General features: G+C 64.4%; 27 protein-coding genes. 13 read left to right on the forward strand and 14 right to left on the reverse strand.

Features of this window, described 5'->3' with window-relative positions; genetic code table 11:
• The first annotated feature begins 18 nt into the window (after window positions 1–18).
• Together yihA and LZ536_RS02880 are read left to right on the forward strand one after the other, a co-directional pair.
• Entirely contained in the window at window positions 19–639 is a 621-nt protein-coding gene (yihA, locus tag LZ536_RS02875; protein WP_249848541.1) for a ribosome biogenesis GTP-binding protein YihA/YsxC, read from the forward strand.
• A 13-nt stretch (window positions 640–652) separates the two neighbouring features.
• On the forward strand, window positions 653–1,330 hold the full coding sequence (locus LZ536_RS02880) for a glutathione S-transferase family protein (RefSeq protein ID WP_249846789.1): 678 nt from the start codon (window positions 653–655) through the stop codon (window positions 1,328–1,330).
• Here the strand turns inward: LZ536_RS02880 and LZ536_RS02885 are convergent.
• On the reverse strand, window positions 1,327–1,788 hold the full coding sequence (locus LZ536_RS02885) for a cupin domain-containing protein (RefSeq protein WP_249846790.1): 462 nt from the start codon (window positions 1,786–1,788) through the stop codon (window positions 1,327–1,329). The two genes, LZ536_RS02880 and LZ536_RS02885, sit on opposite strands and share 4 nt — an antisense overlap.
• Window positions 1,789–1,815: 27 nt before the next feature.
• On the opposite strand from LZ536_RS02885, the gene dapE reads away from it, so the two are divergent.
• Window positions 1,816–2,940 (forward strand): succinyl-diaminopimelate desuccinylase, encoded by a 1,125-nt coding sequence (gene dapE / locus LZ536_RS02890; RefSeq protein ID WP_249846791.1) that lies wholly within the window; start codon window positions 1,816–1,818, stop codon window positions 2,938–2,940.
• Here the strand turns inward: dapE and LZ536_RS02895 are convergent.
• Genes LZ536_RS02895 through LZ536_RS02910 form a run of 4 tightly spaced genes read right to left on the reverse strand, consistent with a single transcriptional unit; the run spans window position 2,937 to window position 7,066 of the window.
• Entirely contained in the window at window positions 2,937–4,649 is a 1,713-nt protein-coding gene (locus LZ536_RS02895) for a putative bifunctional diguanylate cyclase/phosphodiesterase (protein WP_249846792.1), read from the reverse strand. The two genes, dapE and LZ536_RS02895, sit on opposite strands and share 4 nt — an antisense overlap.
• Before the next feature lie 56 nt (window positions 4,650–4,705).
• Window positions 4,706–5,236: a Smr/MutS family protein gene (locus LZ536_RS02900; RefSeq protein ID WP_249846793.1), complete on the reverse strand. Its 531-nt coding sequence runs from the start codon at window positions 5,234–5,236 to the stop codon at window positions 4,706–4,708.
• Window positions 5,217–6,419, reverse strand: a complete 1,203-nt coding sequence (gene mltA / locus LZ536_RS02905) for a murein transglycosylase A (RefSeq protein WP_249846794.1) — start codon at window positions 6,417–6,419, stop codon at window positions 5,217–5,219. Before mltA ends, LZ536_RS02900 begins: the two co-directional genes overlap by 20 nt.
• Window positions 6,416–7,066, reverse strand: coding sequence for a Tim44/TimA family putative adaptor protein (locus LZ536_RS02910; protein ID WP_249846795.1), 651 nt, complete (start codon window positions 7,064–7,066; stop codon window positions 6,416–6,418). Before LZ536_RS02910 ends, mltA begins: the two co-directional genes overlap by 4 nt.
• A 175-nt stretch (window positions 7,067–7,241) precedes the next feature.
• Here LZ536_RS02910 and secB point away from each other — a divergent pair, with 175 nt between their 5' ends.
• From secB to trpS, 3 genes are read left to right on the forward strand one after another with little or no spacing between them, the layout of a single operon-like run.
• Window positions 7,242–7,781, forward strand: a complete 540-nt coding sequence (secB, locus tag LZ536_RS02915; RefSeq protein WP_249846796.1) for a protein-export chaperone SecB — start codon at window positions 7,242–7,244, stop codon at window positions 7,779–7,781.
• A gap of 17 nt (window positions 7,782–7,798) precedes the next feature.
• On the forward strand, window positions 7,799–9,358 hold the full coding sequence (gene murJ / locus LZ536_RS02920; RefSeq protein WP_249846797.1) for a murein biosynthesis integral membrane protein MurJ: 1,560 nt from the start codon (window positions 7,799–7,801) through the stop codon (window positions 9,356–9,358).
• A gap of 16 nt (window positions 9,359–9,374) precedes the next feature.
• Window positions 9,375–10,370: a tryptophan--tRNA ligase gene (gene trpS / locus LZ536_RS02925; RefSeq protein ID WP_249848542.1), complete on the forward strand. Its 996-nt coding sequence runs from the start codon at window positions 9,375–9,377 to the stop codon at window positions 10,368–10,370.
• A 176-nt stretch (window positions 10,371–10,546) separates the two neighbouring features.
• Here trpS and dnaA read toward each other — a convergent pair whose 3' ends face one another.
• The 3 genes from dnaA to mutM all read right to left on the reverse strand — a co-directional run bounded on the left by dnaA (window position 10,547) and on the right by mutM (window position 13,518).
• Window positions 10,547–11,956, reverse strand: a complete 1,410-nt coding sequence (dnaA, locus tag LZ536_RS02930; RefSeq protein ID WP_249846798.1) for a chromosomal replication initiator protein DnaA — start codon at window positions 11,954–11,956, stop codon at window positions 10,547–10,549.
• Window positions 11,957–12,329: 373 nt separating this feature from the next.
• The gene (gene rpsT / locus LZ536_RS02935; protein ID WP_249846799.1) at window positions 12,330–12,593 is read right to left on the reverse strand and encodes a 30S ribosomal protein S20; all 264 of its coding nucleotides are present in this window, start codon (window positions 12,591–12,593) and stop codon (window positions 12,330–12,332) included.
• 115 nt (window positions 12,594–12,708) lie between these two features.
• Window positions 12,709–13,518: a bifunctional DNA-formamidopyrimidine glycosylase/DNA-(apurinic or apyrimidinic site) lyase gene (gene mutM / locus LZ536_RS02940; protein WP_249846800.1), complete on the reverse strand. Its 810-nt coding sequence runs from the start codon at window positions 13,516–13,518 to the stop codon at window positions 12,709–12,711.
• 50 nt (window positions 13,519–13,568) lie between these two features.
• Between mutM and ubiE the strand changes: the two genes are divergently transcribed.
• From ubiE to LZ536_RS02960, 4 genes are all read left to right on the forward strand, one after another.
• Window positions 13,569–14,300 carry a bifunctional demethylmenaquinone methyltransferase/2-methoxy-6-polyprenyl-1,4-benzoquinol methylase UbiE gene (ubiE, locus tag LZ536_RS02945; protein ID WP_249846801.1) on the forward strand — a complete coding sequence of 244 codons (732 nt, stop codon included), beginning with the start codon at window positions 13,569–13,571 and terminating at the stop codon, window positions 14,298–14,300.
• Entirely contained in the window at window positions 14,297–15,829 is a 1,533-nt protein-coding gene (gene ubiB / locus LZ536_RS02950; RefSeq protein WP_249846802.1) for a 2-polyprenylphenol 6-hydroxylase, read from the forward strand. The genes ubiE and ubiB overlap by 4 nt, the downstream gene beginning before the upstream one ends.
• 88 nt (window positions 15,830–15,917) lie before the next feature.
• Window positions 15,918–16,193, forward strand: coding sequence for a hypothetical protein (locus tag LZ536_RS02955; RefSeq protein ID WP_249846803.1), 276 nt, complete (start codon window positions 15,918–15,920; stop codon window positions 16,191–16,193).
• A gap of 54 nt (window positions 16,194–16,247) precedes the next feature.
• A complete protein-coding gene (locus LZ536_RS02960) occupies window positions 16,248–17,513 on the forward strand; it encodes a bifunctional phosphopantothenoylcysteine decarboxylase/phosphopantothenate synthase (RefSeq protein WP_249846804.1) in 1,266 nt (421 codons plus the stop codon).
• Here the strand turns inward: LZ536_RS02960 and LZ536_RS02965 are convergent.
• Genes LZ536_RS02965 through plsY form a run of 5 tightly spaced genes read right to left on the reverse strand, consistent with a single transcriptional unit; the run spans window position 17,452 to window position 22,831 of the window.
• Complete coding sequence (locus LZ536_RS02965) at window positions 17,452–18,207, reverse strand: HesA/MoeB/ThiF family protein (protein ID WP_249846805.1); 756 nt, start codon at window positions 18,205–18,207, stop codon at window positions 17,452–17,454. The genes LZ536_RS02960 and LZ536_RS02965 overlap by 62 nt on opposite strands.
• Window positions 18,204–18,641 (reverse strand): dUTP diphosphatase, encoded by a 438-nt coding sequence (dut, locus tag LZ536_RS02970; RefSeq protein WP_249846806.1) that lies wholly within the window; start codon window positions 18,639–18,641, stop codon window positions 18,204–18,206. The genes LZ536_RS02965 and dut overlap by 4 nt, the downstream gene beginning before the upstream one ends.
• The gene (gene topA / locus LZ536_RS02975; RefSeq protein WP_249846807.1) at window positions 18,638–21,100 is read right to left on the reverse strand and encodes a type I DNA topoisomerase; all 2,463 of its coding nucleotides are present in this window, start codon (window positions 21,098–21,100) and stop codon (window positions 18,638–18,640) included. Before topA ends, dut begins: the two co-directional genes overlap by 4 nt.
• Window positions 21,101–21,158: 58 nt before the next feature.
• Window positions 21,159–22,241: a DNA-processing protein DprA gene (gene dprA / locus LZ536_RS02980; RefSeq protein ID WP_249846808.1), complete on the reverse strand. Its 1,083-nt coding sequence runs from the start codon at window positions 22,239–22,241 to the stop codon at window positions 21,159–21,161.
• Window positions 22,238–22,831, reverse strand: coding sequence for a glycerol-3-phosphate 1-O-acyltransferase PlsY (plsY, locus tag LZ536_RS02985; protein WP_249848543.1), 594 nt, complete (start codon window positions 22,829–22,831; stop codon window positions 22,238–22,240). The genes dprA and plsY overlap by 4 nt, the downstream gene beginning before the upstream one ends.
• Before the next feature lie 60 nt (window positions 22,832–22,891).
• On the opposite strand from plsY, the gene LZ536_RS13160 reads away from it, so the two are divergent.
• Complete coding sequence (locus LZ536_RS13160) at window positions 22,892–23,326, forward strand: endonuclease domain-containing protein (protein ID WP_431357908.1); 435 nt, start codon at window positions 22,892–22,894, stop codon at window positions 23,324–23,326.
• The gene (gene murI, locus LZ536_RS02995; RefSeq protein ID WP_249846810.1) at window positions 23,323–24,102 is read left to right on the forward strand and encodes a glutamate racemase; all 780 of its coding nucleotides are present in this window, start codon (window positions 23,323–23,325) and stop codon (window positions 24,100–24,102) included. Before LZ536_RS13160 ends, murI begins: the two co-directional genes overlap by 4 nt.
• Here the strand turns inward: murI and LZ536_RS03000 are convergent.
• The gene (locus LZ536_RS03000; protein ID WP_249846811.1) at window positions 24,099–24,266 is read right to left on the reverse strand and encodes a hypothetical protein; all 168 of its coding nucleotides are present in this window, start codon (window positions 24,264–24,266) and stop codon (window positions 24,099–24,101) included. The genes murI and LZ536_RS03000 overlap by 4 nt on opposite strands.
• Before the next feature lie 155 nt (window positions 24,267–24,421).
• Between LZ536_RS03000 and glnA the strand changes: the two genes are divergently transcribed.
• A complete protein-coding gene (glnA, locus tag LZ536_RS03005; protein WP_249846812.1) occupies window positions 24,422–25,834 on the forward strand; it encodes a type I glutamate--ammonia ligase in 1,413 nt (470 codons plus the stop codon).
• Window positions 25,835–25,929: the final 95 nt, after the last annotated feature.

The following is a 25,929-nucleotide window of genomic DNA, read 5'->3' on the forward strand; positions in this document are numbered from 1 at the left end:
GTGGATGAGGGAAAGGAAATGGAGGAGCGCGCCCGCAAGCTGTTCGCGGGACCGATCGCCTTCCTGAAGTCCGCGCCCGGACTCCAGTTCCTGCCCGATGCTACGGTCCCCGAGATCGCCTTCGCGGGACGCTCGAACGTCGGGAAATCATCGCTCCTGAACGCGCTGACCAACCGCAAGGCGCTGGCGCGGACATCGAACACGCCTGGCCGGACTCAGGAGCTCAACTTCTTTGATGTCGGCGAACCGCTACAATTCCGGCTCGTCGACATGCCCGGCTATGGCTTCGCCGAGGCACCCAAGGACCTCGTCCGCAAATGGCGCTATCTGGTGAACGACTTCCTGCGAGGCCGCGCGATGCTCAAACGCACGCTGGTCCTGGTCGATAGCCGTCACGGCCTCAAGGACGTAGACCGCGAGATCATGGAGATGCTCGACAAGGCAGCCGCCAGCTATCATCTGGTGCTGACCAAGGCGGACAAGATCAAGCCGACCGTATTGTCGGCCACTCTTGAGGCGACCAAGGCGGAAGCCGCGCGTCATCCGGCGGCACATCCCGCCCTGTTCGCGACATCGAGCGAAACCGGCGCGGGTATCGCCGAGTTAAGGACAGCAATCCTGGAGGCGGCGCTCACCTGATGAAGAGACTGGCATGAAGCTGATTATCGGCAACCGTGCTTACTCAAGCTGGTCGATGCGCGGCTGGCTGGCTTGCAAGCAGTCCGAGCTCGAATTCGAAGAGCTCGTGGTGCCGATGTTCGACGAAAATTGGGAAAAGCGCCGGGAGGGCGACGAGTTCGCACCGTCTCTGGGCAAGGTCCCGATCCTCTGGGACGACGAATGCGTCGTTTGGGACAGCCTCGCGATCGTCGAGTTTCTCGCCGACAGGGTTGGTCGCAAGCGTTTCTGGCCTGAGGACGATTCCGCGCGCGGGATGGCGCGATCAATGGCCGCGGAGATGCACTCGGGTTTCGCGGCCTTGCGTCGCGAGCTTCCGATGAACGTCCGTCGGATCATCGATTCGGGACCGCTCTCCGACGACGTTCGCAGCGATATCGACCGTATCCTGCAGCTATGGGCGCAGGCGCGAGCCCGCTTTGGCGGTACTGGCGATTATCTTTTCGGAGACTGGTCCGCGGCCGACATCATGTTCGCGCCGGTAGTCACCCGTTTCGTCACTTACCGGGTGCCGGTACCGCCCTTTGCCGCGCGCTACATGGAGGATGTGCTCCACCATCCGCATGTCGTCGAATGGATCGAGCTTGCCCAGGATGAGCCTTGGGTCATCGAGCAGTACGAACCGGAAAAAGAGACCGAGGACGCCGACTAGGGCTGGCGCTTGGGATATTCGGTGCCGTCGCGATGGCGGAAAACGCCGTCTGCCGTCCACGTCATATCGATATCGGAGTAACCACCGCTGGTGCGCTCGCCGGCGCTGATCGCGACGAAGGTGCAAGGCTCGTCCGACCGGTTGATGAGATGATGCCCGTTGCTGACGCCCTTGGCCCAGGCCAGCACGTCTCCGGGACCGACCTCTCGCTCGCCGTCGTCCTCGACCAGCACGGCCCGGCCGGCGAGCATGATGACCAACTCGTCCTCCGTCTCATGCCAATGCCTTTGGCTGGACCATGCTCCCGGATCGAGCGTGACGTGGCTCGCGCCCAATTCAGTAAGCTTGGCGGCAGGCGCGATCCGCTTCCACCAGCGGCCTTGGACCTCCTTATGGAACGGATCGGGATAGCCGGTGGCGTTCGACGGGGTGATTGCATCCAGGTCGACCTTGGGCATTGGCAAGTCCTTTGCTAGGCGAAGGCAATGTCGATCGATCCCATCGCTTTTGCGACCGCGCTAATCAACTGTCCAAGCATCACGCCGGCGCGCGGCAGGGTTTTCGACCTCCTCGAGGAAGCGCTGCTTCCGCTTGGGTTCGACGTCCACCGTTTCGTCCTCGGCGAGGAGCCCGATGGCCCGACCGAGAACATGGTCGCGATCCGCGGCGCGGGCAGCCCGCACTTCGGATTTGCCGGCCATCTCGACATCGTGCCGCCGGGCGATGGCTGGAGCAGCGACCCGTTCAGTGCGGTCATTAAGGACGGCCGCCTGTTCGGCCGCGGTGCGAACGACATGAAGAGCGCGATCGCGGCTTTCGTCGCCGCCATCCCCGAGCAACAGGCCAGCGGCACGCTGTCCCTACTGATCACCGGCGACGAAGAAGGTTATGCGACTTACGGCACGCCGCGCATCATCGACTGGCTGAACGAGCATGGGATCAGCCCCGACATGATCCTGATCGGCGAGCCCACGTCGGTCGATCGCCTGGGCGACACAATCAAGATCGGCCGGCGCGGATCGGTCAACATGTGGATCGACGTTCCCGGGACGCAGGGCCACGTTGCCTACCCCCACCGCGCCGACAACCCGGTGCCCAAGCTTGCCCGGGTCGTCGACGCTTTGTCGGCCCTGCATCTCGACGACGGGAATGATGCCTTTCCCCCTTCGAACCTCGAGTTCACGGCGATCTCGACACCGACCAATGCGAGCAATGTGATTCCGGCGTCGGCGGAGGCACAGCTGAACATCCGCTTCAACAACCTCCACAAGGGCGCCGACCTCGTCCAACTGGTCGAAGACACCGCCGCCGGCGCGGCACCGGGCACGACAGTCCGTGCCCGCATCTCCGGCGAAGCTTTCCTGACGCCTGCCGGGGAGCTCTACGACCTGGTCGTCTCCGCAATTCAGGATGAAACCGGCATCGAGCCAGAACTGTCGACCAGCGGCGGCACGTCCGACGGACGATTCCTGATCCAGCTTTGCCCGGTGGTCGATTTCGGCCTGCCGAACGCCACGATGCACAAAGTCGGTGAAAGCGCGGCGGTCGAAGACATTCGCGCGCTTAGCCGCATCTACGGCCGTGTTATCTCGAAGGCATTTGGAGCTTAGGCGACGCTGCGCGCGTGACGGTCGGCGCCAACCGTCCAGGCCTGGTATTCGTCCTGGTACATCGGCTCGGCAAAGACATAGCCCTGGATGGTGTGGCAGCCCATCGCACGGAGAATGTCGGCCTGGGCGACGGTCTCGACCGCCTCGGCGACGACTTCGCAGCCGACACCCTTGATAAGCTCGACCACTGCCTGGACGACCACCCGTGCCTGCTCACTACTGTCGAGATCGGAGATCAAGGAAGGGTCTAACTTGACCCGGTCGAGAGGCATGGAGCGCAGGCGGGCGATGTTCGAATAGCCGGTGCCGAAATCATCGATGGCGATCGACGCACCTTCGGACCTCAGAGCCGCGATCTCGGCGAGGTCGCCCTCCGAGCACTGCATGGCGGCGCTTTCGGTGAACTCCAGCTCGACCATCGATAACGGAACGCCCTGATCGAAGAAGGTCTGGCGCAGCCGGCTGAAGAAGTCGACGCGGTCCAACTGGCGCGGGCTGACGTTGAATGCCAGGCGGCGCTTGATCCCGTCGCGCTGCCAGCCGGCCAGGATCGAGGCCGCCTCGGTCACCACCCAATCGCCGATCTCGGCGATGATACCGGTCTGTTCGGCGATCGGAATGAAGCTCGAAGGGCTGCGAATGCCATCGCGCGGGTGATGCCAGCGAATGAGAGCCTCAGCGCCCGTCACTTCGCCCGTGGCGAGGTTGACCTGGGGCTGCAGGGCAATCCTCAGCTGGTCGCGGGGCACGGCATCGGTCAGCGCCGTCTCGATCTCGATGCGGCTCTGGTGCTCGAGCGCCAGCTTGTCGGAGAAGAGGTAATGCTGGCCTCCGCCGCGCTGCTTGGCGCGGTACATGGCGAGGTCAGCGGCACGCATCAGCGCCTCGACCGACTGGCCATGGTCCGGAGAAATGGCGACACCGATCGAGGCGCCAATATCGATGCTGTGCCCCTGCAGCTCGAACGGTTCGGCGATCGCCAGGGCGATGCGGCGGGCGAGCATTTCGACCTCGGCAACCGACTCGATCTTCGGGAAGAACATGGTGAACTCGTCGCCAGCAAGCCGCGCCAGCAAAGGTCGGGGCGTGCCAGTATCGCCGAGCTCGGCGGTAACGACAACGCGCAGGCGGTTCGCAACCATCACGAGCAACTGGTCGCCGCGGGCATGGCCCAGGCAATCGTTGACTGCCTTGAAGCGATCGAGATCGACAAACAGCATGGCCGACTGGTTCTTGCCGACCTGGTTCAACAGTTTGTCCGCCTCCGAACGGAAATGCAGGCGGTTGGGCAGCGAGGTGACCGGGTCATACATGCCAAGGGCATGGGCGTTCTCAATGGACGAGCGGACCTCGTCGAAAAGGCTATCCACCGCCGCCGCCAGTTTCGGCAGGCTGCGCTTCAGGAGCGACGGCGCCGGACTGGTGAGGTCGCCATGTTCGACGGCCAGCAGACGGTCGACGAGCGCCGACAGGGCACGTGCACCTTCGGTATTGGGCCGCTCCGACGCGATGTAGCTGATCAAGAGGCAGAAGGTGCCGGCGACAAGCGACGCCAGGATCTTCTGGTCCAGCTCGGTAAGATAGAGCAGCGCCATCAGCGAAAAGACAAAGGAAGCCAGGCCCGCCAACCCCGAGAGGATGGCGTTGCTGATCTTCTGCGCCCTTCCGTCTTTCATGGTGGTGCGATCGCCTTCGAAATCACGGGCCATGCCGCTATCCGCACGCGATTAAACGGCCAGCGTTAAGAAGCCGTGCGAGAGAAAGGTTAACGCCGCAGAATGACGTAGAGGCTTCCGCCTCCGCCGTGGCGCCGGTGCGCGGCCCTGACGGCGGCGATTTCGCCTCTGTGGCGCGATGCTGCGAGCCAATCGTGAACGGCGGCACGGATCCGCCCGCGCTGCACCGGCGGCTCGCCCGGACGCGCATGACCCGTAATCAATAATAGCACCCGCTCCCGGTTAACCACGGCCCGTTCAAGCGCCCGGTCGATCGAATCCCAGGCGCTGTCGAGGTTGTGACCGTGCAGGTCGACGACTCGATCCGGCTCGACCGACCCTGCCCTCAGTCGCCTGTCCCAATGAGAATCCAGCGTGTTGGCGATCGCGGGTCGCGGCCGGGCGAGCGTCGGCGTCGATTTCGGCGGTGAGCCCTTGGGCTTGTGCGCAATGGGTGGCGGTGTGGGCCTTGGCAGGGTCGGCGACACTTCAACCTTGGGCAGCGGATCGCGCGACAGCGGCCGAATCGTCTCGGTCACCTTGGCCCAGAGGGCCTGCTCCTCAGGGGACAGTCCGCGCACCGGCCGCCTCGATGCGTGCGACGCTGCCCTTGGGCAACAATATCATGGCAGTGCCATTTGCCGACATGCCGCCAGCGGTCCGCTCGGCGGCCGCACCGGCGCCCCAGAATGTGTCGAAGCGGTTGGCTCCTTTAATCGCGCCGCCCGTGTCCTGAGCCACCCACAGGCCATCGGTCTCGTTGCGATCCATGTCGATGAACACCGGCGCGCCCAAGGGCACGAACAAGGGGTCAGCGGCGACCGTCACCTGCGGTGTCACTGCGACATTCATTGCGCCGATCGGACCCGGCCCAATCAATTCCTTGAAGAATACGTAGCTCAGATTCTCGCGCATCAGCGCTTTGCCGCCATCCGGCTGGGCCCGCATCCAGTTGATGATTACGTCGCGGGTGATGCCGCCCGAAGGCAGGATTCCGCGGTCGCGCAACAATCTCCCAACCGCCACATAGTCGCGGCCGTTCTGATTGTCGTAGCCGATGCGCATAATGGTGCCGTCCGGTGCCTTGAGCCGCCCCGAGCCCTGGATTTCGACGAAGAAAAGGTCGATCGGATCGGCGGCCCAGGCCAATTCCAGCCCTTTGTCGGAGAGAGCTCCATCCTCGATCTCGGGCCGTGTGAAATAAAGCACGCAGGCGCCGGTTTCATCGACCCGCCCGCGCCCGATCGTGCCGTCGGCCTTGGTGCAGCGAGTGAGGTCGCCAGGCGTCCGATAAATCGGAACCTCAAAACCCGGTTGGCGCGTGCGAACGCCAGCAATTTCCGGCTCATAATAACCTGTGGCGAAAGCCTTGCCGTCGCCAACCCGCGCCCAGTCGAATCGATCGCGGAAGAATGCGGCCGCACTTCCGGACGGCACGGCGCGTGCTTCGGCGCAGAGGATTTGCCAGTCGGAAGCCTGGCTCAATCCCGACTTGTCCTGGCGGCGAACCAGTGCCGGACAACCGAGGACAAAGGCCCGCAAAGCGTCAGCCGCGTCGGATTCAGCAAGCGTCCTTGGCTGCGCCAGCGTTACGCCCGCCGCGACCGCATTGGCCGGTGGCGGCGGAGCCGGCGGTGTGGGCAGGGGCCGCGACGGGACTTCACTTGGAGGCCTCGTAGGGGTGGACGGAACCTGGGGCCTGGGTGCGCAAGCGGCAAGCAGCGCCAGCGCCGCAAGCGTAACAGCGCGTGAGGCGAACCTCACTCTTCCTCGTCGGTTTCGATCAGGAGCCAGTTCGGGTCGCGCGACGTGATGTCCCGGCGGAAGGTCCAGCGGTCGCGGGTCTGGACCGCGTCGCTCATGGACCCTGCCACGACTTCACCATCGGCATTGCGGGTGACGGCCGCGATATCGGCCTCAAAGCGCACGGTAATGACGGCCGCGCCATTGTCGACTTCTGCCTCCGCAATGACCGGAGGCTCGAGCGCGACCAAACGGTTGTCCAGCTTGTGTCCGTCCTTTTCGCGTTGTTCGACAGCGGCAGCAAAGGTTTCATAAACATGCGCTGCGACGTGCGGCTTGATGGCGTCAAGGTCGCCCTTCCAGAAGCTCTCCAGGATCAGGCGATAGGCGCCGCCCGCTCCCTCCAGGAAACGGCTGACGTCGAAGCTCGGATCGGCAGCAAGCAAAGCCCGCACGCCCGGCCCCGCCATCGGCAGGTACGCAAGATCACCAGCATCGGGCGTTTTCGCCGCCTCGCGCGGGGCCGCCGGCTGCGGCTGGCTGATGCGCGCATCGGGATCGGCAGGCTTGAGGATCGGCTGTTCATGACCCGTGCGTTCGCCGAGCACGGCGTAAAGGCGAAGGCCGATGAACAAGGCAACTAAGGCAAGGATGACTATGACGGCCAATTCAAAATCCTGATCAGTTCGGCACCCAACATAATGCGCACAACGCTTGGATTCAAAGGTCGCTCCCGGCATTGCGCCGCATTATTGCGGCTGCTAGGCGCGCTCCTTCACTTTCCAAAGGCTTACTCGGCATAGGCCGAAGCCCGCAAGCAGCACATAAGGACCATTCCCGATCATGGCCGACCAGGATCCCAATAACGCGAACAATGGCTCAGGACCGGAGGGTGCGCCGCAGATCGCGGTTCTGACTCAGTATATCAAGGATTTGTCGGTCGAATGCCCGAATAGCCCGGCCGTGTTCCAATGGCAGGCCCAGCCGCAGGTCGATATCCAGTTCAATATCAACGTCAACAATGTCTCGGACGAGGTTCACGAGGTCATCCTCAAGGTGAATGTTGCCGCCCGTTCGGACAATGGCGCACACTTCCTGATCGACCTCAGCTATGCCGGGCTGCTCGGCCTTCGGAATATCCCCGAAGATGCAATCGGACCGTTTCTGCTGATCGAAGCGCCGCGGATGCTCTTCCCGTTCGTCCGGCAGATCGTCGCGGAGGCCGTCGGCAATACCGGCTTCCCGCCGCTGCTGCTTGAGCCGATCGACTTCAACGCGGCTTACATCCAGCAGCTCAACACGTTGCAGGGTTCCGAGGGCGGTGAGCCCGCCGACGGTGCTGGTGAGGCGCCCGCCGAGGGCTCCGACCAGACCAACAGCTAAAAACCGGCATTGCGCCCATGAATCTCGTCAAGGCGACGGGCACCATTGGCGGGCTGACGCTCGTCAGCCGGGTTGCAGGGTTCGCCCGCGAGATGCTGATGTCGCGGGTGATGGGTGCCAGCTGGCAGGCCGACGCCTTTTTTGTCGCGTTCCGCCTTCCCAACACATTTCGCCGCCTGTTCGGCGAAGGTGCCTTTTCGGCCGGCTTCGTGCCGCTCTATTCGCAGCGGCTGCATGGCCCCGGCGGCCAAGCAGAGGCCAAGCATTTTTCCGAGGAAGTGCTGGCGGTGTTCGCGCCGACTCTGGTGCTGTTCACGCTGGTGTTCGAAGTGATCATGGGGCCATTCGTGGCCCTGCTTTCCGGCTACACGGGTGAAAAGCTCCAACTGGCCACGTTCCTTACCAGCATCACATTCCCCTATCTCGTCCTCATCAGCCTCGTGTCGTTGTTCAGCGGCATCCTCAACAGCCTGGCGCGCTTCACTGCGGCGGCGTTCGCCCCCGCCCTCCTTAACCTCGCCATGCTGTCGGCGCTGATCTTCGTGCCGGATGGCGGTCACATTACCGCCACGGCGCTGGCGATCGCCGTGACGCTCGGTGGTGTGCTCCAGCTGGCGCTGCTCATGGCAGCCTGCAAGCGGGCGGGTATTGTCCTCAAATGGCGCAGGCCGCGGTTGACGCCGGGCGTCCGCCAGTTCGTCCGGGTGGTCATCCCCGCAACTCTGGGCGCGGGCGTCTACCAGATCAGCGCTTTCATCGACACGTTCTTCCTGACTCGCATCGGGACGGGCGCCATGAGCTATTTCAACTATGCCGATCGGTTGAACCAATTGCCGCTTGGTGTGATCGGCGCCGCGCTCGGCACCGCCATTCTGCCACAGGTTTCAAAGCACGTCGGCGCCGGCCAGCAGGAAGAGGCGGCCAAGGTCCAGGGGCAAGCTGCCGAGCTTGCAATGTTGTTGTGCCTGCCCGCTGCGCTCGCACTCGCGGTCTCCAGTGGCCCGCTGGTCTCAGCCCTATTCCAGGGCGGCCATTTCACCGCCGAGGATGCGCGCCTCTCGGCCCTGACACTGGCCATCATCAGCCTCGGGCTTCCGGCCTATGTCCTGGTCAAGGTGCTGACTCCGGGCTTTTACGCTCGGCAGGACACTGCCACGCCGGTCAAGACGGCGGCGTTCGTCCTCCTGGCCAACATCGGCCTCAACTTCGCGCTGATCCCGCCGTTCGGAATTGGCGGCCTGGCCGCGGCCATAGCGATCTGCAGCTGGCTCAATTGCCTGATCCTCTATGTCATCCTTCATCGCCGGGGACATTTCCGAATCCAGGGGTGGCTCGCCAGCCGGGTCATCCGTCAGCTGATCGCCGCAGCGGCGATGGTGGGCGCATTGTTCGCGATCAAGATGGGGCTGGCCAGCTTCTTCGCCGGCTCGGTTGGCCATCGCATGTTGGGCGTCATCGCGCTCGTCGGCGGCGGCATGGCGGTTTATTTCCCGCTTGTCTGGCTGCTCGGCGGCACCGACAAGGAGGAATTGCGCTCGCTGGTTCGGCGCAGGAGGAAGTACACGGATGCCGGCTGAAGCCCAGTCCAAGGCCATGCGGGTCGTTTCCGGAATTCAGCCGACCGGTGACCTGCATCTTGGCAATCTGCTTGGCGCTATCCTTCGCTGGGTCCGGATGCAGGATGAGGCCCAGTGCCTCTTCTTTCTCGCCGACCTCCATGCTCTGACCGTCGATGTCGATCCCGGGCAGCTGGCCAAGAGTGTCCGCGAGATGGCGGCGGCGCTGATCGCCAGCGGCATCGATCCCGCCAAGTCGATTCTGTTCCGGCAGAGCGCCATCCCCGCCCACGCGGAGCTGGCATGGATCCTTCAGGGCACGGCCCGCATGGGCTGGCTCAATCGCATGACGCAGTGGAAGGACAAGGCCGGCAAGAACAAGGAGGGTGCGTCCGTAGGCCTGTTCACCTATCCGGTCCTGCAGGCAGCAGATATCCTGCTCTACCAGGCGACCCACGTGCCCGTCGGCGAGGACCAGAAGCAGCATATCGAACTGACCCGCGACATCGCCATCAAGTTCAACACGGATTTCGACGTCGAACTGTTCGTCCCGCCCGAGCCGTTTATCGGCGGTGGCACGGCGGCGCGGGTCATGAGCCTGCGCGATGGCGGCGCCAAAATGTCCAAGACCGATCCGTCGGACATGAGCCGGATCAACCTGATCGACGACGATGACATGATCGCCCAGAAAATCCGCAAGGCGAAGACAGACCCTGAGCCTCTGCCGGACGACCCTGCCCTGCTTGAAGGCCGGCCAGAAGCGAAGAACCTCGTCGGCATTTACGGGGCCGTGACTGGCGATAGCGTGGAGCAAGTCCTTGCACGCTTCGCAGACCAGGGATTCGGCTCATTCAAGCCGGCATTGGCGGAAGCCTTGATTGCCCTGCTGAAACCGATCCGTTCGCGCCTCGACGAGCTTCGCTCCGACACCGCAGAACTTGATCGCATCCTCGCCGACGGGGCGGCTCGCGCCAGCGCCCTTGGCGCCCCTACCTTGGCTTCCGCCTACACCGCAGTCGGCCTCGGCCGCTAAGCTCAAAAATACAAAAGCCCGTCCGGATTTACGCCGGACGGGCCTTTGCTAGTCCTCCCCGGCCCGCGGGCAAGGGCCGGGGAGGTCGCGGCACTGGGCCGCAATCGGAACGCTTTCCCCAGACTCTTACGCAACTTGCCGTCCGGGCCGCGCCTCCCTCGCAGCCCGGTGCCCGGTCAGCCCTCCAGCTGCCTCGTCAGCAGCCGGATGTCGGCGTCGAGCTCGGCATCGGAAGCGCGAAGCTTCTCGATCTGCCGCACGGCGTGAATCACGGTCGTGTGGTCGCGGCCGCCGAAACGACGGCCGATGTCGGGCAGCGACTTCGGTGTCAGCTGCTTGGACAGATACATCGCCACCTGGCGCGGGCGAGCAACCTCGCGGGCGCGGCGCGCCGAGGTCATCTCCGCCTTGCGGATACGGTAATGCTCGGCAACCTGGGTCTGGATCTCGTCGATCGAGATGCGGCGCTGGTTGGCGCGAAGCACATTCGCCAGCACTTCCTCGACGAATGCCAGGTCGATCGCCCTGCCCGTCATCATCGCATAAGCGGCGATGCGGTTCAATGCGCCTTCGAGTTCGCGGATCGAATTGGTCAGGCGGCGCGCCAAAAACTCGACGACGTTCTTCGGCATCTCGATGCCGGGCAGGCCCGCCAACTTCGCTTCGAGGATGTTGAGACGCAGCTCGTAATCCGCGGGGTTGATATCGGCGACCAGTCCCCAGCTGAGGCGCGACAGGATGCGCGGGGCGATACCGTCCAGGTCTTGAGGCGCGCGATCCGAAGTAATCACCAGTCGCCGGCCGGCGGTGATGATCTCGTTCATCGTGTGGAAGAATTCCTCCTGCGTGGAATCCTTGCCGGCGATGAACTGGACGTCGTCGATCAACAGCAGGTCGGCCGAACGCAGCCGGCTCTTGAAGCCGATCGTGTCATTCTCTTTCAGCGCGCGGACGAATTCGACCATGAATTTCTCGGCCGACATCGACACGACGCGGGCGGACGGGCGGCGGGCGAGGAAATCCTGGCCGATGGCGTGCAGCAAGTGGGTCTTACCGCGGCCGGTGCCGCCATGAATGAACAGTGGGTTGAAGCTGACCGTGTCAGCGCTCGCCAAGGTCCGCGCCGCGGTGCAGGCGACCTCATTGGCCTTGCCGACGACGAACGTCTCGAAGCGATAGCGCGGGTCGAAATTGGGAGCGTTCGGATCGCGCTCGATCGCGTTCGCCGGCGCCGCGGGGATTTCCTCGAGGATCAGCAGCGGCGAGGGGCGCGGGGCGTCGGCGGCGGCGGTAATGCGCACATCGCGCACAACCGGCAAAGCCGACCTCCAGGCGAGGATCAGCCGCTCGCCGAAATGCGAGCGCACCCAGTCTGCCATGAACTTGCTGGGCATGACGAGTTCGAGCTCGCCCGAGTCGGGGTCGAACGCGCCAAGCTCGGCCGGCTTCAGCCAGCCATCAAAAGTGCGGGCACCGCAATCGCGGCGAAGGCCAGTGCGGATCGATTCCCATGCCGCCGATAACGGCGTGTCGAGGATCGCCGCAGCACCGGGATCATTCGACGCAACCTGCCCAACCCCCTGCACTTCGTGGCGCCTCCTCTATCCCGTCCGTCAGGGCGCAAGAAGGCTTCTGCGCCGGTCCCGAGTCGCGGCGCCTTTAGCTTTCTCTACGCGGTGTCCCCCCAGTGGAATCACTGCCGGAGCCGATGGTTTTGAAAGCGATTGCGTGCGCGTTCAAGCGGGATTTTTCACAAAACTGAAAATAAAACGCCTTGACACGGAAAACCGGCAGAAATGCGTTAATTTGGCAGTAACGCGCCATTTTTCAGGCATTTGCGGCAGCGCGCAATGCGCGAATCGCGGGAATTGCTGGAATTTTTGCGGATGCGAAATGAAAAGGGCCGCCGGATCACCCCAGCCGCCCGTTTCAAAGCGGGACTATATTTAACCGGCGAACTTAGCCGAGAGCCGAGACCCGCTTGGTCAGGCGCGAGAACTTGCGCGAGGCAGTGTTCTTGTGAAGCACGCCGCGAGCAACGCCACGAGCCATTTCCGGCTGCGCATTCTTCAGCGCCTCGGCGGCGGCCTTCTTGTCGCCCTTCTCCAGCGCCGACTCGACGGCCTTCACGAAGGTCCGGATACGGCTGACGCGGGCACCGTTGATCTCGGCGCGATTGGAGTTGCGGCGGATGCGCTTCTTGGCTTGCGGCGTGTTCGCCATCGTGTCGGTTCCAAATCTCTGTCGGTCTAAATGAAAGCGGCGCGTGCCCAACGGGCCGCACCGGCGTGGCGCTCCCCTATAAGAGAGAGGCCGGAAGGTCAACCGTCACGCGCGGCTATCGCTGGCAAGCAGGGCAGAAGAAGGTCGAGCGGCCACCCTGGACGATTCGCTTCACTTTTCCGCCGCAACCGCAGGGCAGGCCTTCGCGGTCGTAGACGTCGAACGTTTTGGAGAAATAGCCAAGCTCGCCATCGGGCTGGATGAAGTCCTTCAGCGTCGATCCGCCAGCTGCGATCGCCTCTTCGAGGACTTGAAGGATCGCATCCGCAAGGCCGTCCAGCTTTGCCCGCGACACCTTCCCCGCCGCTTTCCTCGGATCGATGCGCGCACGGTAGAGCGCCTCACAGGCATAGATATTGCCAAGCCCGGCGATCACCCTCTGATCCATCAGCATGGCTTTGACCGGGGCTGTCCGGCCAGCGAATCTCTCGCGCAGCCACGCGCCAGTGACCTCACCCGTCGGTTCCGGACCGAGCGCCTTGAAGGCGGGCCATTCGCCAAGCTCGCCGGTCCGCACCAGATCGACCGATCCAAAGCGGCGCGGGTCGTTCAGCGTCAACCGCCGCCCCTCGTCCGTCTCGATCAGCAGGTGGTCGTGCTTGCCAAGTTCGGCATGATCGATCCGCCAGCTTCCCGACATCCCCAGATGGAAGATCATCGTGTCACCGCGGTCCGTATCGATCAGCCCATATTTGGCCCGCCGCCGCAGTCCGGTGACCCGCGCTCCGGTCAGCCGCTGGCCAAGGTCTCTGGGGAAAGCCCGGCGCAAATCTTCGCGCCGCGCTTCGACGCGGGTAATGCGGCGCCCGTCGAGCACCTTCTCCAGGCCGCGCACAGTGGTTTCGACTTCGGGAAGCTCGGGCATTGAGGCCGCATATGGCGGACGGCCGTTTCCGCCGCTAGAGGCGCTTCACCATGCAGGACAAGGTTCAGTTCGGCGACCAGTTGGTCAGCCCCGAGGAAAAGACCCGCCGTGTCGGCGGCGTCTTCTCGTCCGTCGCCCGCCGCTACGATGTCATGAACGACCTAATGTCGGGCGGCATGCACCGGTTGTGGAAGGACCGCTTCGTCGCCCGCGTGAAGCCGCGCGCCGGAGACGTGATCCTCGATATGGCCGGCGGCACCGGCGACATTGCCTTCCGCATGGCCAAGCGCGGAGCACAGGTTACCGTCGCCGATATCAACCGCGACATGCTCGACGTCGGCATCGAGCGGGCGAAGTCCCGCCGCATCGAAGGGCTGTCCTGGTCCGAACAGAATGCGGAGAAGCTCAGCTTCGCCGACGCGAGCTTCGACGCCTACACGATCGCTTTCGGCATCAGGAACGTCACCGACATCCCGGCCGCGCTGAAGGAGGCGCACCGGGTCCTGCGTCGCGGCGGCCGCCTGTTCGTGCTGGAATTCTCGACCAGTGAATGGCCGGGCTTCGGACAGGCCTACGAGCTTTACGCCGACAAGGTTATCCCACGGATCGGCAAGGCCGTGGCCGACGATGAAGAAAGCTATCGCTACCTCGTCGAATCGATCCGCCGGTTCCCGAAGCCCGATGAGTTCCGCCGGATGATCGCCGACGCAGGGTTCGCAAACGCCAAGGTCGAACCAATGCTCGGCGGACTAGTCTGCATCTGGAGCGGGTGGAAGATTTGACCGCTACGGTTACCCATCTGTGGCGGCTGTTCAAATGGGGCCGCACACTGGCGCGCCACGGCGCCCTGCAGGGCATCGAGCGCGACCCGCTGACACCGCCCAACGTGCGGCGGCTGTGCCGCATTGCCCGCATCGGCGCACGGGTCCCCGCAGAGGTCGACTATGCAGCGGCGCTGCAGGAAATCGGCCCGGCCGCCATCAAACTTGGGCAGGCGCTCGCTACAAGGCCGGACCTGGTAGGCGCCGCCGCCGCTGCGAACCTTCTCCAGCTTCAGGATGCGCTCCCGCCCGAACCCTTCGCCAAGATCCGCGCTGCCATCGAGGCGGGCCTCGGCGGTCCGCTCGACCAGTTCTTCACCGAGGTCGACCCCGAGCCCGTCGGCGCCGCATCCATCGCCCAGGTCCATCGCGCCGTCACGACCGAAGGCCGGACCGTCGCGGTCAAGGTGCTGCGTCCGGGGATTGAGGATGAGTTCGCGCGCGCCATCGAAACTTATGAATGGGCCGCTGCCCACGTCGAGCTCTTGGGAGGCGAGGCCGAGCGGCTCCGTCCCCGCATGGTGGTCGCTTATTTCAAGCAGTGGGTGCGCCGCGAGCTCGACCTGACCCGCGAGGCAGCTTCGGCTTCGGAGCTCAAGGAAAACATGCTTGCCGAGCCAGGTTTCCACATCCCTGACATCGACTGGCGGCGGACATCCAGGCGCGTGATGACGCTGGAATGGCTCGACGGCATCAAGCTGTCGAAGCGCGACGAGCTGATTGCGGCCGGCCACGATACCAAGTCGCTGGCGGCAATCCTCGTCCGCGCCTTCCTCCGGCAGGCGGTGGTCGACGGTTATTTCCACGCCGACCTGCACCAGGGGAATTTGTTCGCTTTGCCTGACGGCCGCGTCGCGGCCATCGATTTCGGAATCATGGGTCGCATAGACCGCCGCGCCCGCGTCTGGCTTGCGGAAATCCTCTACGGCCTCATCACCGGCAATTACGATCGCGTCGCCGAAATCCATTTCGAGGCGCAATATGTTCCGCCGCACCACAGTGTCGCAGAGTTCGCGACCGCCCTGCGTGCTGTCGGCGAGCCGATCCGCGGCCTTCCGGTCCGGGAAATCTCGGTCGGCCGGATGCTGGAAGGCCTGTTCGCCATCACCCGCGACTTTGACATGCCGGTCCAGCCACACCTTCTGCTGCTGCAGAAAACGATGGTGATGGAGGAAGGCGTCGCGACTGCGCTCGATCCCGACATCAACATGTGGGAGACTTCGGAGCCGTTCCTCCGCGACTGGATGCGGACCGAGCTCGGGCCCGAGGCTTATTATGCCGATCGCATCATCGACACGGTTCGTGCGCTCAAGAAAATCCCGCAGCTCATCGACCGCCTCGACGCTTATTATCCGGCTGCCGGCGGCGCTCCGCCGCCACCGCCGCTCGCCGATATCGCCGTCATCCGGCCCAAACGAAGCGGAGCATTGCTGCTAGTAGGACTCCTTGCGGCAGCGGCCGGCGCGGCCGCTATGTACTTCATTCGCTGACATATTTGCAGAATTGTCAGCAAGTGATACAGCTTGCGGTTAACGCGCCGATTCCGGCGCGCTTTTTAATCTGGGGATGAGGCCATCTATGCTCGGTAAATTGTCTCTTGCGTTGCTGTTGGTTGCTGCGCCTGCCTTGGCGCAGGAGGCACCTCCCGCCGATCCTCAGGCCGGCGACACCGCCGAAGCCTCAAGCGATCCCAAGCCCCTGCCCTACAAACTGAAGAAGATTTGCAGGCCGCAGGAAGTCGTTGGCTCCGCGATTCCGCGGAACGTTTGTGTCACGAAGCGGATCTACCTGAAGCCGGACGAAGAGGCGCAAGCGACCAACAAGTCGCAGCCGGAGACGCATTCGCAGCTGTAACCTGCTGAAGCGGCAGCTCTCGACTCCTCTTTCACTCCTTGGCAGGAGGCGGCCATGGCGCGCCTGCTCCTGATCATCGGCGGCGGCATTGCCGCTTACAAGGCGAGCGAGCTCATTCGCCTCGCCCGTAAAGCGGGCCATGAGGTGACGCCGGTCCTCACCGCGGGCGGCGCACATTTCGTAACGCCGATGACGCTTGCCGCGCTAGCCGAAAGCCCGGTTTACACCTCGCTCTGGGATCTCAAGGACGAGACCGAGATGGGGCATATCCAATTGTCCCGTGCGGCGGACCTGGTGCTGGTCTGCCCCGCTACCGCCGACCTCATTGCGCGGATGGCCGCTGGGATCGCCGATGATTTGGCCACCACCTTGCTGCTCGCCACCGACAAGCCTGTCGTCATTGCTCCGGCGATGAACCACCGAATGTGGCTGCACGAGGCGACAATGGACAATGTCGCCAGACTCAAGAGTCGGGGCATCAAGGTGATCGAACCTGTCGAGGGCGACATGGCTTGCGGCGAATATGGCCCGGGTCGCCTGCCCGAGCCGGTCGACATCATGGCTTATCTGGCGAAGGAGTTTTCGCTCCCTTTTGACGCTGGTGCACTGTTTCCGGCTCCGACCGTGCCGCCTACCGCTCCGGCAGCCGATGGTTCGCTCAAGGGGAAACATATCCTGGTGACCGCTGGCCCGACCCACGAGCCCATCGATCCCGTGCGCGTCATCGCCAACCGTTCGTCCGGAAAGCAGGGCTTTGCGATCGCAGCCGCAGCCGCCGCTGCCGGGGCCCGGGTCACGCTTGTCGCGGGTCCAGTCTCGCTCCCGACGCCGGGGGGAGTTGCCCGGATCGATGTCGAGACGGCCGAGCAGATGGCGGCCGCGGTCGACGCCGCCCTCCCCTGCGATGCTGCAATCCTGGTTGCTGCAGTCGCCGACTGGAAAGTTCAGGCGTCGCCCACCAAGCTCAAAAAGGCGGACGGCCCGCCGCAACTGCGGTTCGAACCCAATCCCGACATCCTGGCGACCTTGGCCAGGCACCCCCTGCGGCCGGGGCTGCTGGTCGGATTTGCCGCGGAAACCCAAGATCTCGCCGCCAACGCCTCCGCCAAGCGGCAGGCCAAAGGTGCCGATTGGATCGTGGCCAATGACGTGTCCGGCGACGTCATGGGCGGATCCCACAACCAGGTTCGCCTGGTCACCGCCGAAGGCTCCGAAGATTGGGAGGAAGCAACCAAGGAGGCGGTCGCGCAGCACCTTGTCAGCCGGATTGCGGAGGAACTCCACAGGCCCGGCAGCCAGGATCGGCCGGCAGCGGAATAGCCCGCCAGCTCAACTGGTCGGCGTCCAGCAAGTGCAGTTTACCGGAATCCTCGCCCATGCCGGCGATCGCCCGGATCGCCATCAGGGCCGCGAAGCTGCCGACTGTCAGCGGGAGCGCGCCCAGCACCCCAAGCTCGGCGCAATTGTCGCAATCTTCGCTATCGAAAGCGTCGCCGACAAAGCAGCGATAGCAAGGTGCCCCCCGGAAGAGGCCGACCTGGCCTTGAAGCTGGACGGCCGCTGCTGAAACCAGCGGGATGCCGAGGCCTACGCACGCGTCACTGACGGCCAGCCGGGTCGCGAAATTGTCGCTGCCGTCGAGGACGAGGTCGTGGCCTTCAAGCAGTTCCGATGCGTTGCCGGCGTCGATGCGGCGTTCGCGGGCCACGGCTTCGACGTGCGGGTTGAGGGCCATGGCGAACCGCGCCGCCAGCATGGCCTTTTCGCCACCAACCTGGTCGTCGCGGAAAATTGGCTGGCGCTGCAGGTTGGACCGGTCGACTACGTCATCGTCGATGATGGTAAGCTTGCCGATGCCGGCGGCCGCCAGGGCCGGGACAGCGCCGCTGCCGATGCCGCCGGCGCCGATGACGGCAATACTGGCGGCTTTCAGTTTCTGCTGCCCCACACCACCGAATTTCGGCAGCACGATCTGCCGTGCATAGCGTTCGAGTTCGGCGTCGCTGAGGCTCATCGGCCCGTCGAGCCGAAGCCTCCGGCCCCGCGATGGGTTTCGTCGAGGCTGCCGACTTCTTCGAATTCGGCCTTGGTCACGACCGCCGGAACCAGCTGGGCAATACGCTCGCCGCGTCTCACCTCGAACGGCTCGGCGCCGAGATTGGCGAGGATGACTTTCACCTCGCCGCGATAATCCTCATCGATCGTGCCGGGCGTGTTGAGGCAGGTGATGCCATGCTTCAGCGCCAGGCCGGAACGCGGACGGACCTGCACTTCGTGGCCAGGCGGGATGGCGATGGCGAACCCGGTCGCAACCGCACGCCGCTCGCCTGGCGCCAAAGTGATGTCCTCGGCGGAGACGACGTCCATGCCGGCGGCGCCGTGGCTGGCATAGGCGGGCAGCGGCAGGCCCTCGCCGTGCGGCAGGCGATTGATGGCGATGCGGATCACTTCTTCTTCGCCTTCCGCCTGGCGGGCTTCTTCGACGGGCCCTTGGCGGCCTTTGCGTCGATCAGGGCCACAGCCTCGTCGAGTGTCACGGCTTTGGGATCAGCGGTCTTGGGAAGCGTCGCGTGGGTCGCGCCGTCGCTGACATAGGGGCCGTAGCGACCCGCCATCACCTTGATGTCCTTGCCGCTTTCGGGATGCTTGCCGAGCTCGGCGATCGGTTCGCGGCTGGCACCGCGGCCCTTGCCGCCACCGGCTGCTGCGTCCGCTAGCTTGGCGACGGCGGCATTCATGCCGGTTTCGAACACCTCGGCGGTCGAGCCCAGCCGCGCATATTTGCCGTCATGCTGGAGATAGGGACCGTAGCGGCCGATCGACGCGACGATCGGCTTGCCGCTGTCTGGATGCATGCCGACCTCGCGTGGCAGCGACAGCAGCATCTTGGCCATGTCGAGCGTCAGGCCCTCGGCGGGCACGTCCTTCGGCAATGACACGCGCTTGTCGCCCTGTTCGACATAGGGGCCGAACCGCCCGGTCTTGAGGTGGATGCCTTCACCCAGCTCCGCCGGCTCGGCGCTTGCTGCCTGCGCCCCGCCCTGCCCGAACTTCTGCGTATATTTGCAGTCGGGGTAGTTGGAGCAGGCGACGAACGCGCCGTAGCGGCCGCCGCGCAGCGACAGGCGGCCTTCCCCGCATTGCGGACAGAGCCGCGGGTCCGACCCGTCGCCCTTGTCGTGGTAGAGCCAGGGCGCGAGGAATTCGTCGAGCGCCGCCGTCACTTCGGACGGCTTTTGCTCCATGACTTCGCCTGCCTTCGGCTTGAAGTCGCGCCAGAAGTCGTCGAGCAATTTCTGCCAGTCGAGCCGCCCGCCCGAGACGTCGTCGAGCTCTTCCTCGAGCTCGGCGGTATAGTCGTAGCTGACATATTTCTCGAAGAAGCGCTCGAGGAAGGCCGTCACCAGCCGTCCGCTCTCCTCCGGAATGAAGCGCGCCTTTTCCAGCCGCACATATTCGCGGTCCTTCAACGTCTGCAGTGTCGCCGCATAGGTTGAGGGACGCCCGATGCCGAGCTCCTCCAGCCGCTTGACGAGGCTCGCCTCGGAGTAGCGCGGAGGCGGCTGGGTGAAGCTTTGAACCGCCTCGACGCCGGTCTTGGCGGGCGCGTCGCCCTGACGCAGCGCCGGCATGCGGGCGCTCTCCTCATCGTCCTTTTCGTCGCGGCCTTCTTCGTAGAGCGCAAGATAGCCGGGGAAGAGCGTCACCTGACCGGTGGCGCGAAGCACCGCGCGTCCGGCGCCATCGTTGAGCTCGACCGTCGTCCGCTCCAGCCGGGCTGAGGCCATCTGGCTGGCGAGGGCACGGTTATAGACGAGCTCGTACAGGCGGGCATGGTCGCCCGAACCGGCGCGCGACTTGTGGAAATCGGTCGGCCGGATGGCCTCGTGTGCTTCCTGCGCGTTCTTCGCCTTGGTCGAATAATGGCGCGGCTTGTCGGGCAGGTAACCCGTGTCATAGCGGTCGGCGACGGCACGGCGGGCGGCGCTAATCGCCTCCTCCGCCATCTGAACGCCGTCGGTCCGCATGTAAGTGATGAGACCATCTTCGTAGAGCTGCTGCGCAATGCGCATCGTGTGACTGGCGGCAAAGCCGAGCTTGCGCGCCGCCTCCTGTTGCAGCGTCGAGGTGGTGAATGGCGGCGGCGGGTTCTTCGAGAAGGGCTTGGTCTCGACCGAAGCGACGGTGAAGCGCCCGGCCTCGACGACCGCCTTGGCCGCGTCGGCGTCGCCCTTGTTGCCGATCGTCAGCCGTTCGATCTTCTTTCCGTCCAGCTGGACCAGGCGTCCCGTAAAAGCCTGCCCGTCCGCTTCGAACGTCGCCGAGACAGACCAATATTCCTGGGGCTTGAAGACCTCGATCTCGCGCTCGCGATCGACGATGAGGCGCAGCGCCACCGACTGCACCCTGCCGGCCGACTTGGCTCCCGGCAGCTTGCGCCACAGGATCGGCGACAGCGTAAAACCGACAAGATAGTCGAGTGCCCGCCGCGCCCTGTAGGCGTCAATCAAGTCCTCATCGAGGGCACGCGGGCGTGACATCGCCTCGGTCACGGCCGACTTGGTAATGGCGTTGAAGGTCACGCGCTCGACCTGCGCGGGCAACGCTTTCTTCTTCCTCAGCAGTTCCTGGACGTGCCAGCTGATCGCCTCGCCCTCGCGGTCGGGGTCGGTGGCCAGGATCAGGGTTTCAGCCTTCTTCGCCTCGTCGGCGATGGCCTTCACTTGGCGTGCCTTGTCCGGATAGGTCTCCCAATCCATGGCGAAGCCTTCGTCCGGCTTCACCGAGCCGTCCTTGGGCGGCAGGTCGCGGACATGGCCATAGCTGGCCAGCACGCGGTGCCCCGGCCCCAGATATTTTTCGATGGTTTTTGCCTTGGCAGGCGATTCGACGACGACGAGCTTCACATTTTCCCCTTACGCATGCGTGCGAGGGTGGAGGCCGGCCAAATAGGTCGTCAAGCCGTCAGCGCAAGCTTACCTTGCCGCCGGCATGACGATCGAGGCGTCCGGCAAGATCGAGTTCGAGTAGGACCATCTGCACGGGGCCGCTTGGCTGGCCTGACAGCCTGACCAGTTCATCGACCGGCACGGGCGACGGTCCGAGCAGCTCCTCGATGGATCTTCGAACGCTATCATCCGGGTCAATGGCCTCGCCTGCCGCCGCTTCGAACGGCCTATTTCCCGATTGTACGCGACCGTCCATGGGGCGGATCGTCTCGATCACGTCCGCGGCATTCTGGATCAGCGTGGCACCCTCGCGGATCAGCTCGTTGCAGCCCTGGGCACGCGGATCTAGCGGCGACCCGGGCACGGCCATGACGTCCCTGCCCGCCTCGGCGGCCAGCCGAGCCGTGATCAGCGAACCCGATTTCGGCGCCGCTTCGACAACGATCGTGCCAAGGCTGAGGCCCGCGATGATCCGGTTGCGATAGGGAAAGTGGCGCGCTCGCGGCTCCGTGCCCGGCGGCATTTCCGCGATGACCAGCCCGTGGTCGAACATGGCGCGCTGTCGATCTTCATTCTCGGGCGGGTAGAAAATGTCGATCCCGCCAGCGACGATGCCGATCGTTCCGCTCCCCAGCGCACCGTCATGGGCTGCAGCGTCGATCCCACGCGCGAGGCCTGAGACGACTGCCAGGCCTTGCTGCCCAAGGTCGTGCGCAAGCCCTCGTGCAAAGCGGCATGCTGCCGCCGAGGCGTTGCGCGCGCCGACGATTGCCACCGACTGCCGGTCGAGCAGCCCGAAATCGCCCTTGGCGATCAACAGCGGCGGAGCCGCCGGCAATTCCGCCAGCAACCGCGGGTAAAGACCCCGGCCGAGCGCAAGGTAACGCGCGCCGAATTTCTCGACCCGGTCCATCTCGGCGCGGGCCGACGCCGCCGTCGCAATGACCGGCGGCTTGCCCCCGCCTCGCGCAGCAAGGTCGGGAATGGCGGCGAGCGCCGCATCGGCGGAACCGAAACGGGCAAGCAACTGACGAAACGTGACCGGCCCGATGGAGGGCGAACGGATCAATCTGATTTTTGCGAGAAGGTCTTCGTTCAAGCCTTGTCCCTGCCGATTTTCGGCTCCGTGCCGGCGATCAGGCGCTGGATGTTGGCGCGATGTTTCCAGATCACGAGCAGAGTGAAACCGAGCAGGAGTGGGAAATATTCTTGTTTGTTGAGCAGCGCCGCCACCAGCGGCGGGGTCGCAGCGGCGACAAGACCTGCGACCGACGAGATTCGGACGACGAGCAGCAGGCCAATCCAGACCAGGGCATAGACGGCAGGTCCCGGCCACCAGAGCAGGGGTGCGATGACGCCCATCAATGTCGCAACACCCTTGCCGCCCCGGAACTTCAGCCACAGCGGATAGAGGTGGCCGACCATGGCGCCGGCGGCGGCGAACTGGACGCCTTCCGGCCAGTAGCGCTGAGCGAGCAGTACGGCAGCCGCTCCCTTCAGAGCATCGAGGATCAGGGTTGCGACCGCGAGCCCCTTCGATCCGGTCCGCAGCACGTTGGTCGCGCCGATATTGCCGGAGCCTATCGCGCGAATGTCGCCCTTGCCGCCCAACCGGGTCAGGATCAGCCCGAACGGGATCGAACCGAGCAGATAACCGACTAGGAGGGGAATGATCAGGCCGGACGACATTGGCGGCGGTGGTAGCAAATCAGCTTGCCTACGCAACCTTGACATCCTCCCCACGATTTCGTGGGGAGGGGGGCCGGCGAAGCCGGTGGAGGGGTCTTGTCAGTCACCAGAGCGCGCGAGCTTAGTAAGCGCCTGAGCCCGACGGAGGTCAGGCTTTGGCGCGTCCTGCAAACTAGCCCCGCCGGGCTTCGATTTCGCAAGCAGCATCCGTGCGGTCCATTCGTACTCGATTTCTATTGCTGTGCCGCCGGACTCGCCGTCGAGGTCGATGGCCTCGCACATGATTTCGACCACAATGTTCAACGCGACCAGCGGCGAGACCAATGGGTGCGCGATCAAGGCGTTGAGACACTTAGGATTGCAGCCGAAGAAGTGAGGGCTAATCTTGAGTGTGTTGTGATGCATAACGTGAGCCGATGCCTGGCAAGGACCCCACCACCGCGCGCAGCGCGGTCCCCCTCTCCAGCAAATGCTGGGGAGGATGTTGAGCCGTGACTCCAGACGCCCCTATCCTGTTCTTCGATTCCGGTGTCGGCGGCCTGTCCGTGCTCGGTCCGACCCGGGCGCTCCTGCCGAACGCGCCCATCGTCTACGCGGCGGATAGCGCAGGCTTTCCGTACGGCACCAAAACCGAGGAGGAACTGGCTTCGCGAGTGCCAGCGCTGCTGGGCCGGCTCGTCGAGCGGTACCACCCACGGCTTGCCGTCATTGCCTGCAACACCGCCTCCACAATCGCGCTCGATCACGTCCGGGCCGCGCTAGACATCCCGGTCGTCGGCACGGTTCCTGCCATCAAGCCCGCGGCGGAAATGTCGAAGACCCGCGTCATCGGCGTGCTCGGCACCGAGGCGACCGTGCGGCAACCCTATGTCGACAACCTTGCCCGCGAATACGCCTCCGATTGTACAATCGTCCGGCACGGCTCGGCGGAGCTGGTCGCGCTGGCCGAGGCCAAGCTCGCCGGCGAGGCCATAGACCAAGCCGCGGCCGAAGCGGCCGTACATCCGCTAAGGGATACCACGGACCTCGATACCGTGGTCCTCGCCTGCACCCATTTCCCGCTGCTAGCCGAGGAACTGTCGGCGGCGCTGCCCGGCGTTCAATTCGTCGACGGCGGCCCCGGTATCGCCCGGCGGATCGCCTGGCTGACGCGCGACCAACAATGGCCGAACGAGCCGCGAGGTCTTGCGGTCTTCACCGGGCATCAGCCGTCGGAACTATTGACGGCCTCGCTCGGAAGGTTCGGCCTAACGAGGGTCGAAACGCTCTAGCCCCGCCGACGCATCCCAAATTCGACAACGAGCGCGACGATCGCACCCACAACGGCCCCGCCGACGATGCCGATGACCAAGCCATGGTGGGTGGTCAGGAAAGCGGCCGAGATCGCAGCCATGGCCGCGGCGGCGCCCACAGCGGCCTTGTTTGAACCATTCATGCGATGATCCTCCCCGCCTTGCAGACTACATCAACGCACGCCCTGCGGCCCGCGTGAATTGTTCACCCGCCCCATGACTCTCGCCCGCATCGCTGGAATCCTTGTGGGTGAAGGCCGCGATTCCACGCGGCCGATTCTTTATTCGGGAGCTGGGAATGGCGAGCGACGCGGGCAAGATCCTCAAGAGCATCGAGGATAATGAGATCGAGTGGGTGGACCTTCGCTTCACCGATCCCAAGGGCAAGTGGCAGCACCTTTCCATGGTCGCCGGGGCGATCGACGAGGACATGCTGACCGACGGCTTCATGTTCGATGGCTCGTCGATCGAAGGCTGGAAGGCGATCAACGAGTCCGACATGATCCTGAAGCCGGACCTCAATGCAAGCTATGTCGACCCGTTCAGCGCGACGCCGATGCTGATCCTGGTCTGCAACATCGTCGATCCGGCCACCGGCGAGCTCTACAATCGCGATCCGCGCTCCACCGCGACCCGCGCCGAAGCCTACCTGAAGGCCACCGGCACCGCCGACACCATCTACGTCGGCCCGGAAGCCGAATTCTTCATGTTCGACGATGTCCGGTTCGAGGACAGCTACAACGCCTCGGGCTACAAGCTCGACGACATCGAGCTGCCGACCAACACCATGCGCGAATATGCCGGCGGCAACCTCGCCCACCGCCCGCGCGCCAAAGGCGGCTATTTCCCGGTCGCGCCCGTCGACAGCGCCGGCGACATCCGTGCCGAGATGGTCTCGACCATGCTCGAAATGGGCCTGCCCTGCGACAAGCACCATCATGAAGTCGCCGCCGCCCAGCATGAGCTTGGCCTGACCTATGGCACACTCGTCCAGACCGCCGACCGCATGCAGGTCTACAAATATGTCGTCCACATGGTCGCCCAGGCCTACGGCAAGACCGCGACCTTCATGCCCAAGCCGATCGCCAAGGATAATGGCAGCGGCATGCACACCCACATGTCCCTTTGGAAGGGTGGCAAGCCGCTCTTCGCGGGCAATGGTTATGCGGGCCTCAGCGATACCGCGCTCTATTTCATCGGCGGCGTCATCAAGCACGCACGCGCGCTGAACGCCTTCACCAACCCGACGACCAACAGCTACAAGCGCCTGGTTCCGGGTTTCGAGGCGCCGGTGCTGCTGGCCTATTCGAGTCGCAACCGCTCGGCCTCGTGCCGCATCCCGTACGGCGCCGGCGAGAAGGCCAAGCGCGTCGAGTTCCGCTTCCCTGATGCCCTCGCCAACCCTTATCTCGCTTATGCGGCGCTGCTGATGGCCGGCCTCGACGGCATCCAGAACCGCCTGCATCCCGGCGAGGCGATGGACAAGAACCTCTATGATTTGCCGCCGGCCGAACTGGTCGACGTCCCGACCGTCTGCGGATCGCTCCGCGAAGCGCTGATCGCGCTCGACAAGGACCGTGCCTTCCTCACCAAGGGCGACGTCTTCAGCGACGACCAGATCGACGCCTACATGGAGCTGAAGTGGGACGAGGTCATGCGCTGGGAAACGACGCCCAGCCCGGTCGAGTTCGACATGTACTATTCGAGCTAGAGCGGACCATCAAAGGTTACGATCCGTTTCGAGCGTCGGGCTTACCGGATCGTAACCTTCTTCGATCATCATTGTCGGGTGCCAAGGCATAGGGC

The sequence above is a fragment of the Sphingomonas alba genome, assembly GCF_023516555.1.
Lineage (GTDB): Bacteria > Pseudomonadota > Alphaproteobacteria > Sphingomonadales > Sphingomonadaceae > Sphingomicrobium > Sphingomicrobium album.

Bases quoted from the DNA above. Each gene is read 5' to 3' on its own strand.
- yihA (WP_249848541.1), top strand. From the start codon at position 19: ATGGAGGAGCGCGCCCGCAAGCTGTTCGCGGGACCGATCGCCTTCCTG.
- LZ536_RS02880 (WP_249846789.1), top strand. From the start codon at position 653: ATGAAGCTGATTATCGGCAACCGTGCTTACTCAAGCTGGTCGATGCGC.
- LZ536_RS02885 (WP_249846790.1), bottom strand. From the start codon at position 1,788: ATGCCCAAGGTCGACCTGGATGCAATCACCCCGTCGAACGCCACCGGC.
- dapE (WP_249846791.1), top strand. From the start codon at position 1,816: ATGTCGATCGATCCCATCGCTTTTGCGACCGCGCTAATCAACTGTCCA.
- LZ536_RS02895 (WP_249846792.1), bottom strand. From the start codon at position 4,649: ATGGCCCGTGATTTCGAAGGCGATCGCACCACCATGAAAGACGGAAGG.
- secB (WP_249846796.1), top strand. From the start codon at position 7,242: ATGGCCGACCAGGATCCCAATAACGCGAACAATGGCTCAGGACCGGAG.
- murJ (WP_249846797.1), top strand. From the start codon at position 7,799: ATGAATCTCGTCAAGGCGACGGGCACCATTGGCGGGCTGACGCTCGTC.
- trpS (WP_249848542.1), top strand. From the start codon at position 9,375: ATGCGGGTCGTTTCCGGAATTCAGCCGACCGGTGACCTGCATCTTGGC.
- rpsT (WP_249846799.1), bottom strand. From the start codon at position 12,593: ATGGCGAACACGCCGCAAGCCAAGAAGCGCATCCGCCGCAACTCCAAT.
- mutM (WP_249846800.1), bottom strand. From the start codon at position 13,518: ATGCCCGAGCTTCCCGAAGTCGAAACCACTGTGCGCGGCCTGGAGAAG.
- ubiE (WP_249846801.1), top strand. From the start codon at position 13,569: ATGCAGGACAAGGTTCAGTTCGGCGACCAGTTGGTCAGCCCCGAGGAA.
- LZ536_RS02955 (WP_249846803.1), top strand. From the start codon at position 15,918: ATGCTCGGTAAATTGTCTCTTGCGTTGCTGTTGGTTGCTGCGCCTGCC.
- LZ536_RS02960 (WP_249846804.1), top strand. From the start codon at position 16,248: ATGGCGCGCCTGCTCCTGATCATCGGCGGCGGCATTGCCGCTTACAAG.
- LZ536_RS02965 (WP_249846805.1), bottom strand. From the start codon at position 18,207: ATGAGCCTCAGCGACGCCGAACTCGAACGCTATGCACGGCAGATCGTG.
- plsY (WP_249848543.1), bottom strand. From the start codon at position 22,831: ATGTCGTCCGGCCTGATCATTCCCCTCCTAGTCGGTTATCTGCTCGGT.
- LZ536_RS03000 (WP_249846811.1), bottom strand. From the start codon at position 24,266: ATGAATGGTTCAAACAAGGCCGCTGTGGGCGCCGCCGCGGCCATGGCT.
- glnA (WP_249846812.1), top strand. From the start codon at position 24,422: ATGGCGAGCGACGCGGGCAAGATCCTCAAGAGCATCGAGGATAATGAG.